Below are 13561 nucleotides of genomic sequence, written 5' to 3'. Positions count from 1 at the left end.
CTTGCTGAAAAGAAAGCGCCTCCCGTCAGGCTGTAGCTGACGGGAGGCGCTGTTTAGACATCAGGCATTGACTTAGAACGATGTAGTCACCGACGCGAAGTATGCTCTACCGGGCTCATTGTAGGTCTGCGCACCCGCATCTTCGGCGTTGCCTTTGCGCGACAGGCGCTTGTCCAGCAGGTTGTTGATGCCCACGCGTACGCTCAGGTTTTTGTTGAACTCATAACCACTGCTCAGGCCCATCAGCCCATACGGGTCGACATCCTGCTGGGCGCTGCGGTCATAGCTGTTGGCGCTGCGTGAGTTGAGTGTCGGCGCTTCCTGCTTGCCGTAGTAGGTGCCGCTGACCTGGAAGGACAGCTTGTCGGTGGCTTGCCAGTCCAGCGTGGTGTTGACGGTGTACTTGGGGATGATGCTCAAGGGCTCGCCGGTGTCCTTGTCCTTGGAGTCGATCATGTAGGTCAGGTTGGTGTTCAAGTCCAGATCATCACGCAGGCTGACGAACAGGTTGCCTTCAACCCCCTGGACCAGGGCGGGCCCGCTGTTTTCCCACTCCAGTACGCGTCGACCGTTGCCGAGGCGGAAAGCCGCCTCGTTACTGGCGTTGATCTTGTTCTTGTAGTCATTACGAAAGTACGTCGCGCTGGTGCGCCAGGTGCCCTTGTCCAGAGCCAGGCCGATTTCCTTGTTGACGCTGATTTCCGGCTTCAGGTCGCGGTTGCCCACCAGGTAGCAACCGCCCATGTTGGCTTCGCTGGCGTTGCAGCCATTGCCACGGCTGTACAGCAAATAGTTCGGGTTGGACTGGTACAGGTTGGGGGTCTTGTAGGCGCGGGCAATGCCGCCCTTGATGCTCAGTTCATCGGTCAATTGGTGCGAGGCGTTGAAGCTGGGGCTCCAGTTGCCGCCGAATTCTTCATGGTCGTCGTAGCGCAGGCCGGGAGTGATGACGGTCTTGCTGCCCAGTTCGATGTTGTCCTCAGCAAACACGGCATAGCTCGATGCGGTGGTCTTGGTGCTGTTACGGCTGACACCGGGGATGGCGGGGACGCCGCCGGTGCCCGGGTCATAAGTTTGCGGGCGCAACGAGCCTGGATCGTTCATCGACTCGTAGAGGTATTCGCTGCCCAGGGTCAGTACCTGTTCGGCACCGAAGTTCAGGGGCAGGTTAACTTCGGCGGTGGCCCGGGTATTGCGCAAGCGCGACTCGAAACGGCCTGCACTGGCGGAGGGCGCGCCCTCGCCGGAACCGGCCAGGCCTTCGTTGAGGCGCTCGTTGCGGGTCAGGTCGTGGGTCAGCGAGGCCAGGGTCGAACCCCAGTCGAATTCGCCGCGGTGCGTGGCCGAGAAGCTGCTGCGCTGAATCACGCTGGTTTCCTTGCCCACCAGGCTTTCCACGAATGCGCCACCGCCGTTGAGCATGGTGTCGCCGGCAAAAATATTGCCCTGGCGGCTGTAGCTGGCTTCCAGGTCGAGGGTTTGTTCGGGGGTGAATTGCCAGCTCAGCAAACCATTCACGTCTTTGTTACGCACGCCTTCGCGACCGGCCACCAGCGAGTCAGGGGTCGCTTGGGCGGTGCGGTTGATGTCGGCGTCATCGGCGTCGGTCTTGTTCAGCCCGCCATACACGCGGAACGCCAGGGTGTCGGTCAGTGGCCCGCTGAGATTGAAGTTGGTGCGTTTACTCGCGCCTTCGGCATCGTTTTCGGGGAAGGCGGTGTAGGCGGTCAGGGAACCGTGCAATTGGTCGGTCGGGCGTTTGGTGATGATGTTGATCACCCCGCCCATGGCACCGGAGCCATAACGGGCGGCGGCCGGGCCGCGCAGGATTTCAATGCGTTCGACTTCTTCGGCCGGCACCCAGTTGGTTTCGCCACGGGTATCGCGGTCGCCACTCCAGCCATAACGCACGGCGTTGCGCGAGGTAGAGGGTTTGCCATCGATCAGGATCAAGGTGTTTTCCGGGCCCATGCCGCGCAGGTCGATCTGGCGGTTGTTGCCACGGCTGCCGCTGGAACTGTTGCCGGTCAGGTTGACCCCCGGCTCGCGGCGGATGATCTCAGACAGGTCGTTGGTGGGCGGGCGTTTCTTGATGTCTTCGGCGGTGATGATCGACACACCGGGCGCCTGCTTGAGTTCTTCGGCAGCGGTCCCCAGAACACGCGTCTCGCCCAGCACAAGGGCTTGAGGCGTGCCATCTACAGGCAGATCCGACGCCTGGATCGGCACTTTATCGCGTTCTTTTTCCACACTCTGCGCCAGCAGCGCGGGGGACGAAAGGGTAGCGATAAACGCCAGCGAGAGATGGCTGAGCCTGAAGTGAGACGACATATCCACAAAGTCCTTTAGGAGGGGCGATTGACCGAGAGGCGTCTGAATTTTTTTTCGTGCATCCAGTGCTCTCCATGCGCCGTAATGGTATTTATTCTCAAACAGAAGTAAATTGCATTTACAATCTATACACTTTCCTTAAGGCTCTGGCTCAATGTTTTCAAGGCTGTCGGCAGTGAAGGGCGCGGTTTAATCGGTATGTTCTTTGTTACAAACGCGCAAAAAAAGCCCCTCCGGCCAGACTGATGCGCAATCTGGCGGGAAGGGCGATGGAACTCATTTAAACCGCTGCGCCTGTAGGAGCGAGCTTGCTCGCGAAGAACGTATGAACACCGCGTTAAACCAGACTACCCGCGTTATCGTTGACGTTTTTCGCGAGCAAGCTCGCTCCTACAGGGAGAGGCCGGGTTGCTTCAGGCCACGAATTGCTCCGCGTAGTGGCAGGCCACCTGCCGGTTATCCAATGGCCGCAACAGCGGCTCCTCACTGCTGCAGCGCTCGGTCGCGTACGGGCAGCGCTTGTGGAACGCGCAGCCAGGCGGCGGGTTCAGCGGGTTGGGTAGTTCGCCGACGATCTTGATCTTCGGCTTGTTCGGGTCCGGGTGAATGGTCGGTGTGGCCGACAGCAGCGCCTGGGTGTAGGGGTGCAGCGGGCGTGCGTAGATGTCTTCCTTGGGGCCCACTTCCACCGGGCGGCCGAGGTACATCACCATCACATCGTCAGCCACGTGCTGCACCACCGCCAGGTTGTGGGAGATGAACACGTAGGCGGTGTTGAATTCCTGCTGCAAATCCATGAACAGGTTAAGCACCTGGGCCTGGATCGACACGTCCAGCGCCGAGGTCGGTTCGTCCGCCACCAGCACTTTGGGTTGCAGCATCATCGCCCGGGCCAACGCGATGCGCTGGCGCTGGCCGCCGGAGAACATGTGCGGGTAGCGCTGATAATGCTCAGGGCGCAGGCCCACTTGCTTCATCATCGCCTGCACTTTCTCGCGGCGCTCAGCGGCCGACAGGTTGGTGTTGATCAGCAACGGCTCACCGAGTTGATCACCCACTTTCTGGCGTGGGTTCAACGACGCATAGGGGCTCTGGAACACCATCTGCACGTCTTTGCGCAATTGCTTGCGCTGGGCCTTGTCGGCGCCGGCCACTTCTTGCCCGGCGATTTTCAAGGAGCCTGAAGACGGCTCTTCAATCAGCGTCAGGGCACGGGCCAGGGTGGATTTGCCACAGCCCGACTCGCCTACCACGGCGAGGGTCTTGCCGGCTTCCAGTTCAAAAGACACGCCATTAAGGGCACGCACGGTGGCGTGGCCCTTGAACAAGCCACGGGACACTTCGTAGTGACGGGTGAGGTCGCGGGCGGTAAGTACGACGGCCATTACGCCACCTCCTGGTTCAACGGGTAGAAGCAGCGGGCGAGGCTGTTGCTTTTCGGATCAAGGCTTGGACGCTGGGCGCGGCAGGAGTCCTGCACATACGGGCAGCGCGGTGACAGCAGGCAGCCCTGCGGACGGTCATAGCGGCCTGGTACGATGCCTGGCAGCGTGGCCAGGCGCGTGGCGCCCAGGCTATGTTCCGGAATCGCCTTGAGCAGCGCTTCGCTGTACGGGTGCGCCGGGATGTCGAACAGCTGGGGCACCTGGCCGACCTCCACCGCCTGGCCTGCGTACATTACGCACACGCGCTGGGCAGTTTCAGCCACCACCGCAAGGTCGTGGGTGATCAGCACCAGGCCCATGTTCTGTTCTTTTTGCAGGGCCAGCAGCAGTTCCATGATCTGCGCCTGGATGGTCACGTCCAGCGCAGTGGTCGGCTCATCGGCGATCAGCAGCTTGGGCTCGCCGGCAATCGCCATGGCGATGGCTACGCGCTGGCTCATACCGCCGGACAGTTGGTGCGGGTAGGCATCCATACGGCTGGCTGCGCCTGGGATCTCGACCTTTTCCAGCAGTTCGATCGCCCGCTTGCGCGCTTGCCTGCCGGACATTTTCAAATGCAGGCGCAGCACTTCTTCGATCTGGAAACCCACGGTGTAGCTGGGGTTCAACGCGGTCATCGGGTCCTGGAACACCATCGCCAGGTCTTTGCCGACGATCTGACGACGCTGGCGGTTGCTCAACTTGAGCATGTCCTTGCCGTCGAAGTTCAGCGCATCGGCGGTCACGATGCCGGGGTGCTCGATCAGGCCCATCAGCGCCATCATGGTCACGGATTTACCCGAGCCCGACTCGCCAACGATCGCCAGCACTTCGCCTTTGTCGACCGACAGGTCGAGGCCATCGACCACCGGCACGGCGGTCTTGTCGCCGAAGCGCACGTTGAGATTCTTGATTTCTAACAGTGACATGGGAATCTCCTCAGGCGGCGTTCTTGAGTTTCGGGTCCAGCGCGTCGCGCAGGCCGTCACCCATCAAGTTGATTGCCAGCACGCTGAGCAAAATGGTCAAACCAGGCAGGCTCACGACCCACCAGGCGCGTTCGATGTAGTCACGGGCCGAAGCCAGCATGGTGCCCCACTCCGGGGTTGGCGGTTGTACGCCAAGGCCGAGGAAGCCCAGGGCCGCGGCATCGAGAATCGCCGAGGAAAAGCTCAAGGTCGCTTGTACGATCAGCGGCGCCATGCAGTTGGGCAGCACGGTGATGAACATCAGGCGTGGCAGGCCGGCACCGGCGAGGCGGGCGGCAGTCACGTAGTCGCGGTTCAGTTCGCCCATCACCGCGGCGCGGGTCAGACGCACATAGGACGGCAGCGACACGATGGCGATGGCGATCACGGTGTTGATCAGGCCAGGGCCGAGGATGGCGACAATCGCCACGGCCAGCAGCAGCGACGGCAGGGCCAGCATGATGTCCATCAGGCGCATGATGGTCGGGCCGAGCAAGCGCGGGAAGAACCCGGCGAACAAGCCCAGCAGGATGCCCGGAATCAGCGACATCACCACCGACGACAAGCCGATCAGCAACGACAGGCGCGAACCCTGGATCAGGCGCGAGAGCAAGTCACGGCCCAGTTCGTCGGTGCCCAGCAGGAATTGCATCTGCCCACCTTCCAGCCACGCCGGCGGGGTCAACAGAAAGTCGCGGTACTGCTCGCTGGGGTTATGCGGCGCAACCCATGGGGCGAAGATCGCGCAGAACACGATCAGCAACATGAACAGCAGGCCGGCGACCGCGCCTTTGTTCTTGGAGAAGGCTTGCCAGAATTCTTTGTACGGGGATGGGTACAGCAGGCTCTGATCGACTGCTGACACTGGAGTAGAGGTAGTCATGGTCATGATCTCAGCGCTGGTGACGGATGCGTGGGTTGGCGAAGCCGTAGAGGATATCCACCACGAAGTTCACCAGGATCACCAGGCAGGCGATCAGCAGAATGCCGTTTTGCACCACCGGGTAGTCCCGCGCGCCAATGGCTTCGATCAGCCACTTGCCGATGCCGGGCCACGAGAAGATGGTTTCGGTCAGTACCGCACCTGCCAGCAGTGTGCCGACTTGCAGGCCGACCACGGTCAGCACCGGGATCAGCGCGTTACGCAGGCCGTGCACGAACACCACGCGCGCCGGCGATAGGCCCTTGGCCTTGGCGGTGCGGATGTAGTCCTCACGCAGTACTTCAAGCATCGACGAGCGGGTCATTCGGGCGATCACTGCCAGCGGGATGGTGCCCAGCACGATCGCTGGCAGGATCAGGTGGTGCAACGCATCCCAGAACGCGTCCGGCTCGTCGGCCAGCAGGGTGTCGATCAGCATGAAGCCGGTGCGCGGCTCGATGTCGTAGAGCAGGTCGATACGCCCGGATACCGGGGTCCAGCCCAGGCTCACCGAGAAGAACATGATCAGGATCAGGCCCCACCAGAAGATCGGCATCGAATACCCTGCCAGGGAGATGCCCATCACCCCGTGGTCGAACAGGGATCCTCGTTTAAGCGCCGCGATCACCCCGGCCAGCAGGCCCAGGATACCGGCGAACAACAGGGCGGCCATGGACAGTTCCAGGGTCGCCGGGAAGAGGGCGGTGAACTCGGTCCACACGCTGGTGCGCGTACGCAATGATTCGCCAAGGTCGCCCTGGGCGAGCTTGCCGACGTAATCCAGGTATTGCGCATACAGCGGCTTGTTAAGGCCAAGGCGCTCCATTGCCTGTGCGTGCATTTCGGGGTCAACCCGTCGCTCGCCCATCATGACTTCTACGGGGTCGCCTGGAATCATGCGAATCAACGCAAAGGTCAGCAACGTGATGCCGAAGAACGTGGGGATCAATAACCCCAATCGGCGGGCAATAAAACTAAACATCTTGGTGTGTACCTCAATCAGCCGGTTAGGCAGGTCCGGCACCGTCAATGTCGACGGTGCCGAGCGTTTTTCTTATTTACTTCACCTGGGTGGTGGCGAAGTTATTTGTACCCAGAGGGCTTTGGGTAAAGCCTTCTACGTTCTTGCGCATGGCGGTGAACAGTTTCGGGTAAGCCATTGGAAGCCATGGCTGGTCCTTCTCGAAGACATCTTGTGCTTGTTCATAGAGCGCGGCCCGTAAGGCCGGTTCCTTTTCCGCACGAGCTTTGTCGATCAAGTCCTGAAACTCTTTGTTACACCAGCGCGCGTAGTTTTCGCCGTTTTTCGCCGCATCGCAACTCAGGTTCGGAGTGAGGAAGTTATCCGGGTCGCCGTTATCACCGACCCAGCCAGCCGAAACCATGTCGTGCTCGCCGTTTTTAGCGCGCTTGAGCATTTCGCCCCATTCCATGACTTTGATATTGACCTTCAGGCCAACCTGCGCCAGATCCGCCTGCATGCGCTGGGCGCCGAGCATCGGGTTGGGATTGGTTGGGCCGCCGCCGTTTCGGGTGAACAGGGTGAATTCGGTGCCTTCCGGTACGCCGGCTTCCTTGAGCAGGGCGCGGGCCTTGTCCAGGTCTCGCGCTGGGTTTTTCAGCTTTTCACTGAAACCCAGCAATGTCGGCGGATAAGGGCCGGTACCCACTACCGCGTTGCCTTTGCCGAACAGCGCTTCGGTGTAACCGGCCTTGTCGAACGCGATGTTGATCGCGTGACGTACCCGGGCATCGCTCATGTATTTGCGAGTGGTGTTCAATGCGGTGTAGCTGGTGGTCATCGCCGCCAGTTCATCGACCTTCAGGTTCGGGTCTTTCTTGATGCTTGGAATGTCATCCGGCTTGGGGAACAACGCGATCTGACATTCGTTGGCCTTGAGCTTCTGCAGCCGCACGTTGTTATCGGTGGTGATCGCCAGAATCAGCGGGTCGACCGCCGGCTTGCCGCGGAAGTAGTCCGGGTTGGCCTTGAAGCGCGCCTGGGCATCTTTCTGATAGCGATTGAAGACGAATGGGCCGGTGCCGATAGGCTTGGCGTTGAGGTCTTCAGTTTTGCCGGACTTGAGCAACTGGTCGGCGTATTCCTTCGAGTGGATTGAAGAGAATGCCATGCCCAGGTCAGCCAGGAACGGAGCTTCAGGACGGGTCAGGGTAAAGACGACGGTATGATCATCGGTCTTCTCTACGCTCTTGAGCAGTTCCTTGAAGCCCATGCTTTCGAAGTACGGGTAGCCCACGAGGGACTTGTTATGCCACGGATGATTCGGGTCCAGTTGGCGCTGGAAGCTCCAAAGCACGTCGTCGGCGTTCAGGTTGCGCGTGGGTTTGAAATAATCGGTGGTGTGGAACTTGATGTCGTCACGCAGGTGGAAGGTGTAAGTCAGACCATCGGCGCTGATTTCCGGCAGGTCTTTGGCCAGGGCAGGGACCACTTCTGTGGTGCCGGGCTTGAAATCCACCAGACGGTTGAACATGGTTTCAGCAGCGGCATCAGCGGTCACGGCGGTGGTGTACAGGACCGGGTCGAAACCTTCCGGGCTGGCTTCGGTGCACACCACCAGGGGTTTGGCCGAAACGCCGATCGCCACGCTCAACAGCGCGGCAGCCATGGCGGCTTGTAGCGGGAGCATTTTCATTCAGAGCCCTCTGCAATCGATGGAACCAGAAAAGCGTAGACGGCGAGCTCGTCCTGAGCCCGCCGCCTGCCTGGCGCTAATTAAAGGATGTTGAACGGGATGGTGGTGACCAGACGGAACTCTTTGATGTTGCCATCAGCTTGTTCGGCGCTGGCACGGTGAGTGACGTAGGTTGCGCGGATGGTGGTGGCCTTGAGGGGGCCGCTCTGGATCGCGTAGGTCGAACCGACACCGTATTCCTGGTGTTTCTCGCCGTCCATCCGGCGCAGGTCGCTGCGCGATTCGCCGGCTTCACCGTAGGCAGTGCCTTTGTAATGAGTGCCGTCAATGCCCCAACCGCGAGCCGAGTAGATGTTGAATTTCAGACCTGGTATGCCGTACTCGGCCATGTTGATGCCGTAGGCGATCTGGAAGGACTTCTCGTTCGGGCTGTTGAAGTCAGACGTCAGGGAGTTGGCCAGGTAGATGCCGTTGGTTTCGTGCAGGTAGTCGAAGTATTCATCACCGTTAACGGCTTGGTACGCGAAAGTCAGGCTGTGGGCCTGGTGGGTCAGCCCCAAGGACAACGAGTAAGTGTCGTTGTCGATTTCGCCCATTTTCTTGCTGCCAGTATCGGTAGTCTTGTAGTAGTTCAGGCCGGTGGTCAGTGCCAGGGTCTGTGCATCACCCAGTTCGTGGGTTGCGCCGAAGTAGTACTGGTTCCAGAAGTCTTCGACGTTAGCGGCGAAAACGCTGGTTTTCAGGCTCTTGAATGGCTGGTAGTTAAAGCCCAGGGTTTTGACCTTGTCGGTTTCCTGGCCATTGCCGTACTCGGAGCGGAATTTCGACAGGCTCTGTTCGGTACGCGGTGAAACGCGATCGAAGATACCGCCCTGGAACGACAGGTTGCTGAACTCTTCGCTGTTGAAGCTCACACCCTGGAAGCTCGAAGGCAGCGCACGGTTGCCGATGGTATCGACGATACCGCTGCTGAAGTTCTGACGACCGGCGGTCAGCGTCGTGTTCGATACACGGAACTTGACGTTAGCCAGGCCCAGTTTGCTCCATTGGCCGACTGCGTCGCCGAAGGAGTGAGCCAAGGTACGGTTAGAGCCGCCGGCGATGTCTTTTTGGTCTCGGTCAAGTGCGATGTAGTTGTAAGCGGCGACTTCGGTGCTTACGCCAACTGTGCCTTGGGTGAAGCCCGAGGTGTAGTTGAGGATCGTGCCTTGGGCCCAGTTATAGCGGCGGGAGACCCTGGTGGTTACATCGTTGGCTTTATCGGCTTCATTTTTGTAGTAGCCGAACTTCTGGCCACGAAATTTCATTTCGTTGGAATACCAGTTACGCGTGGTACCGCCCAAGCTTTGACCGTCAACGAAGCCCTTGGCCTCGCTTTGGGCGCTGGTGGCGGCCAACGTGGTAGGAACGAAGTCCTGGCTTTGGGTTTCAGCGTAGGCGGTTGCCGTGATGCTGCTGATGGCCAGGGCCAGAAGCGCTTTGCTGCTCAGTTTCATGGGTGAAGCTCCTTTGGTTCTCTTTTTTTTTGCCGGTCTTTTTAGGTGAACCGGCTATTGGGTGTGGAACTCGTTCAAGCTTTTGCAAACGTTTGGCGTAGGAATTTTCCTGACAAAAGCCTGCACGTTTGCCGGGAAGCGAACTTCGCTCCCCGCAATCCGGTTATTTTCTTATGGGGTAATGCTCACGCCCGAGAACACGTTGCGGCCGAAGGGGCTCACCTTGAAACCTTCGACTTTGGCGCTTAACGGCTGGTTGACCGTCGAGTGGGCGACTGGCGTGATCGGCACTTGTTGCTTGAGCAGTTGCTGCGCCTGTTTGTACAGAACAGTCCTTTGTTCGCGGTCGGTCACGACCTTGGCTTGCTTGATCAGCTTGTCGTACGCCGGGTCACACCACATGGAGTAGTTGTTCCCACCGATGGCGTCGCAGCTGTAGAGGGTGCCCAGCCAGTTGTCCGGGTCACCGTTGTCGCCTGTCCAGCCAATCAGGCTGACATCGTGCTCACCGTTCTTGGTGCGCTTGATGTATTCGCCCCACTCGTAGCTGACGATTTTGACTTTCAGCCCGATCTTGGCCCAATCGTTCTGCAGCATCTCGGCCATCAGCTTGGCGTTGGGGTTGTACGGACGCTGCACCGGCATGGCCCACAGGGTGATCTCGGTGCCTTCCTTGACGCCGGCAGCCTTGAGCAGCTCTTTGGCTTTTTCCGGGTTGTAGGCGGCGTCCTTGATGCTGTCATCGTAGGACCACTGCGTCGGCGGCATACCATTGACCGCCAGTTGCCCGGCGCCCTGGTACACGGCGTTGAGGATGCTCTGCTTGTTCACCGCCATGTCCAGCGCCTGGCGCACTTCAAGCTGGTCGAAGGGCTTGTGGCGCACGTTGTAGGCGATGTAGCCGAGGTTGAAACCAGGCTTGGTCAGCAGTTGCAGGTTCGGGTCGGCCTTGAGCGCGTCCACATCGGCGGGGCGCGGATGCAGGGTGACCTGGCACTCGCCGGCCTTGAGTTTCTGTACGCGTACCGAGGCGTCGGTGTTGATGGCGAAGATCAGTTGGTCCAGCTTGACGCGGCTCGGGTCCCAGTACTGTTTGTTGCCCACGTAACGGATCTGCGAATCTTTCTGGTACCGCTGGAACACGAAAGGGCCAGTGCCGATCGGCTTCTGGTTGATGTCGCTGGGCTTGCCTTCCTTGAGCAACTGCTCGGCGTATTCGGCCGACAGGATCGCGGCAAAACTCATGGCGATGTTCTGCACGAACGCGGCGTCGACCGTGTTCAAGGTCATCACTACGGTGTGCGGGTCGGTCTTTTCGACCTTGGCGATATTCTTGTTCAGGCTCATCCCGTTGAAGTACGGAAACTCTGTGGGGTAGGCCTTGCGAAATGGATGGTCGGGGTCAAGCATACGGTTGAAGGTGAACAGCACGTCGTCGGCATTGAAGTCGCGCGTTGGCTTGAACTCCTTGTTGCTGTGGAACTTCACCCCTTCACGCAGGTGGAAGGTGTAGGTCAGGCCGTCTGGCGAAATATCCCACTTGGTCGCCAACCCTGGCACTACGTCGGTCGCGCCTTTTTCGAACTCAACCAGGCGGTTGTACAACGGCTCTGCCGCGTCATTGTCGGTGGCGGTGGTGTATTGCGCAGTGTCAAACCCTGCCGGGCTGCCTTCGGAGCAGAACACCAGGCTCTTCTTTTCAGCGGCCTGGCCCATCGTGGCCACGGCCAGCAGGCTGGTGGCAAACATAGCGGATAGAACAGTGGTATGGCGCATGACAATCCCGATCCTTGTTTGTAGTTATCAACAGCGAACCATCCCGCTGGCCACAGCCAGGGAGACATCACTGATCCCACGCACAGCAAGTGCCATTTCCCAGAGTGATGCCTCTGCTGTCCTACGACGTTATGGGACGCGGACCTTGCAGTAAATGCGCCAATTCTGACTGGGCTTGTAGGTAACGGAGACACGAAGCGCAGTTCGTTGCTGTAGGACGGCAACGTTTACCAATGTGGTCTGTTTCCTACGGCCCTGGCGGATGGAATAACGGCGACGTTATGAAACGTCGCCGTTATTGATCCTTACTTGCCGCTTACGCTAACGCCATAGAAGGAGTTCAAGCCAAATGGGCTGATCTTGAAGTCCTGTACGGTGTTACGCATGGGTTGATACACCGTCGAGTGCGCGATAGGTGTCATCGGGACTGCATCTTTGAGGATATGTTGCGCCTGCTTGTACAGCTCGGTGCGTTTGGCGACATCCGATGTGGCCTTGGCTTCTTTCACGATGCCGTCGAATTTCTTGTCGCACCACTTGGAGAAGTTGTTACCCGACAGCGAGTCGCAGCCGAACAGCACGTTCAGCCAGTTATCCGGGTCACCGTTGTCGCCACTCCAGCCAATGATCATGGCCTGGTTCTCGCCGCCTTTGGAGCGCTTGATGTACTCGCCCCATTCGTAGCTGGTGATCTTGACCTTCAGGCCGATCTTGGACCAGTCGTTCTGCAGCATTTCAGCCATCAGCTTGGCGTTCGGGTTGTACGGACGCTGAACCGGCATGGCCCACAGGACGATTTCGGTACCTTCCTTGACGCCGGCTTCCTTGAGCAGCGCCTTGGCTTTCTCAGGGTCGTACTGGGCGTCCTTGATGCTGGTGTCGTAGGACCATTGGGTCGGCGGCATGGCGTTGACGGCCAGTTGACCGGCGCCCTGGTACACGGAGTCGATGATCTGCTGCTTGTTTACGGCCATGTCCAGCGCCTGGCGTACGCGCAGGTCCGCCAGCGGGTTTGGCTGATCGCTGCCCTTGACCTTGTCCATGACGTTGTAGGCAACGTAGCCCAGGTTGAAACCGGCCTGGTGCGGCAGTTTCAGGTCTTTGTCTTCGCCCAGCGCCTTGAGGTCGGCCGGACGCGGGAACAGGGTGATCTGGCATTCGTTTTTCTTGAGCTTCTGGATACGCACCGATGGGTCGGTGGTGATAGCGAAGATCAGGTTGTCGATCTTCACGTCCTCAGGTTTCCAGTAGTCCTTGTTGCCGGTGTAACGAATGTTCGAGTCTTTCTGGTAGCTCTTGAACACGAACGGGCCAGTGCCGACCGGCTTCTGGTTGATGTCGGCAGGTTTGCCTTCCTTCAACAGTTGCGCGGCATATTCAGCGGACTGGATCGAAGCGAAGCTCATGGCCAGGTTCTGGATGAAAGCCGCGTCCACGGTGCCAAGGGTGAACTTGACGGTGTGGTCATCGACTTTCTCGATGTTCTTGATGTTGGTGTCCATCCCCATGTCCGTGAAGTATGGGAACTCGGTGGGGTAGGCCTTACGGAACGGATCGTCTTTGTTGATCATCCGGTTGAACGTAAACAGTACGTCGTCAGCCGAGAATTCACGAGTAGGCTTGAAGTACGGGGTGGTGTGGAACTTGACGCCTTCGCGCAGGTGGAAGGTGTACGTCAGGCCGTCGGGGGACACGTCCCAGCTGGTGGCCAGGCCAGGAACGACGGCGGTGCCGCCACGCTCGAACTGGCTCAGACGGTTGAACATGGTTTCGGCCGAGGCATCGAAGTCTGTTCCGGTGGTGTACTGGCCTGGATCGAAACCGGCCGGGCTCCCTTCGGAGCAGAACACCAGGTTAGTTGCCGCAAGGGCTACGGGGGCTGCGGCCATCAGGCCGGCGCTCACTAATAACGGAAGGACTGCGTGTTTAAGCATGTTGGCCTCATGATTTGTTGTCATTTTTGGTGGTGAGGGCGACCTCGTGAGTC

Annotated in this window: 9 protein-coding genes; all 9 read right to left on the bottom strand. The window is 59.3% G+C overall.

Features of this window, described 5'->3' with window-relative positions; translation table 11 throughout:
- Positions 1-72 precede the first annotated feature (72 nt).
- Complete coding sequence (locus tag JFT63_RS14490; RefSeq protein WP_198707969.1) at positions 73-2331, bottom strand: TonB-dependent siderophore receptor; 2259 nt, start codon at positions 2329-2331, stop codon at positions 73-75.
- Positions 2332-2744: 413 nt separating this feature from the next.
- Positions 2745-3716, bottom strand: a complete 972-nt coding sequence (locus JFT63_RS14485) for a peptide ABC transporter ATP-binding protein (RefSeq protein ID WP_057701630.1) — start codon at positions 3714-3716, stop codon at positions 2745-2747.
- Positions 3716-4684 carry an ABC transporter ATP-binding protein gene (locus JFT63_RS14480; protein WP_057701629.1) on the bottom strand — a complete coding sequence of 323 codons (969 nt, stop codon included), beginning with the start codon at positions 4682-4684 and terminating at the stop codon, positions 3716-3718. Before JFT63_RS14480 ends, JFT63_RS14485 begins: the two co-directional genes overlap by 1 nt.
- Positions 4685-4694: 10 nt before the next feature.
- Positions 4695-5606, bottom strand: coding sequence for an ABC transporter permease subunit (locus tag JFT63_RS14475; protein ID WP_005784738.1), 912 nt, complete (start codon positions 5604-5606; stop codon positions 4695-4697).
- Positions 5607-5616: 10 nt separating this feature from the next.
- A complete protein-coding gene (locus JFT63_RS14470) occupies positions 5617-6627 on the bottom strand; it encodes an ABC transporter permease subunit (protein ID WP_003171721.1) in 1011 nt (336 codons plus the stop codon).
- A gap of 76 nt (positions 6628-6703) precedes the next feature.
- The gene (locus JFT63_RS14465) at positions 6704-8302 is read right to left on the bottom strand and encodes an ABC transporter substrate-binding protein (RefSeq protein ID WP_198707966.1); all 1599 of its coding nucleotides are present in this window, start codon (positions 8300-8302) and stop codon (positions 6704-6706) included.
- A gap of 80 nt (positions 8303-8382) precedes the next feature.
- A complete protein-coding gene (locus JFT63_RS14460) occupies positions 8383-9798 on the bottom strand; it encodes an OprD family outer membrane porin (RefSeq protein WP_186559253.1) in 1416 nt (471 codons plus the stop codon).
- A 171-nt stretch (positions 9799-9969) separates the two neighbouring features.
- On the bottom strand, positions 9970-11547 hold the full coding sequence (locus JFT63_RS14455) for an ABC transporter substrate-binding protein (RefSeq protein ID WP_416146409.1): 1578 nt from the start codon (positions 11545-11547) through the stop codon (positions 9970-9972).
- Positions 11548-11879: 332 nt separating this feature from the next.
- On the bottom strand, positions 11880-13508 hold the full coding sequence (locus JFT63_RS14450) for an ABC transporter substrate-binding protein (RefSeq protein WP_057701625.1): 1629 nt from the start codon (positions 13506-13508) through the stop codon (positions 11880-11882).
- Positions 13509-13561: the final 53 nt, after the last annotated feature.

The sequence above is a fragment of the Pseudomonas sp. MF7453 genome, assembly GCF_016405455.1.
Taxonomy (GTDB): Bacteria; Pseudomonadota; Gammaproteobacteria; order Pseudomonadales; family Pseudomonadaceae; genus Aquipseudomonas; species Aquipseudomonas paralactis.
Note: the sequence above shows the minus strand (reverse complement) of the source record. Positions and strands in the feature narration are given on the sequence as shown.

Bases quoted from the DNA above. Each gene is read 5' to 3' on its own strand.
- JFT63_RS14490 (WP_198707969.1), bottom strand. From the start codon at position 2,331: ATGTCGTCTCACTTCAGGCTCAGCCATCTCTCGCTGGCGTTTATCGCT.
- JFT63_RS14485 (WP_057701630.1), bottom strand. From the start codon at position 3,716: ATGGCCGTCGTACTTACCGCCCGCGACCTCACCCGTCACTACGAAGTG.
- JFT63_RS14480 (WP_057701629.1), bottom strand. From the start codon at position 4,684: ATGTCACTGTTAGAAATCAAGAATCTCAACGTGCGCTTCGGCGACAAG.
- JFT63_RS14475 (WP_005784738.1), bottom strand. From the start codon at position 5,606: ATGACTACCTCTACTCCAGTGTCAGCAGTCGATCAGAGCCTGCTGTAC.
- JFT63_RS14470 (WP_003171721.1), bottom strand. From the start codon at position 6,627: ATGTTTAGTTTTATTGCCCGCCGATTGGGGTTATTGATCCCCACGTTC.
- JFT63_RS14465 (WP_198707966.1), bottom strand. From the start codon at position 8,302: ATGAAAATGCTCCCGCTACAAGCCGCCATGGCTGCCGCGCTGTTGAGC.
- JFT63_RS14460 (WP_186559253.1), bottom strand. From the start codon at position 9,798: ATGAAACTGAGCAGCAAAGCGCTTCTGGCCCTGGCCATCAGCAGCATC.
- JFT63_RS14455 (WP_416146409.1), bottom strand. From the start codon at position 11,547: ATGTTTGCCACCAGCCTGCTGGCCGTGGCCACGATGGGCCAGGCCGCT.
- JFT63_RS14450 (WP_057701625.1), bottom strand. From the start codon at position 13,508: ATGCTTAAACACGCAGTCCTTCCGTTATTAGTGAGCGCCGGCCTGATG.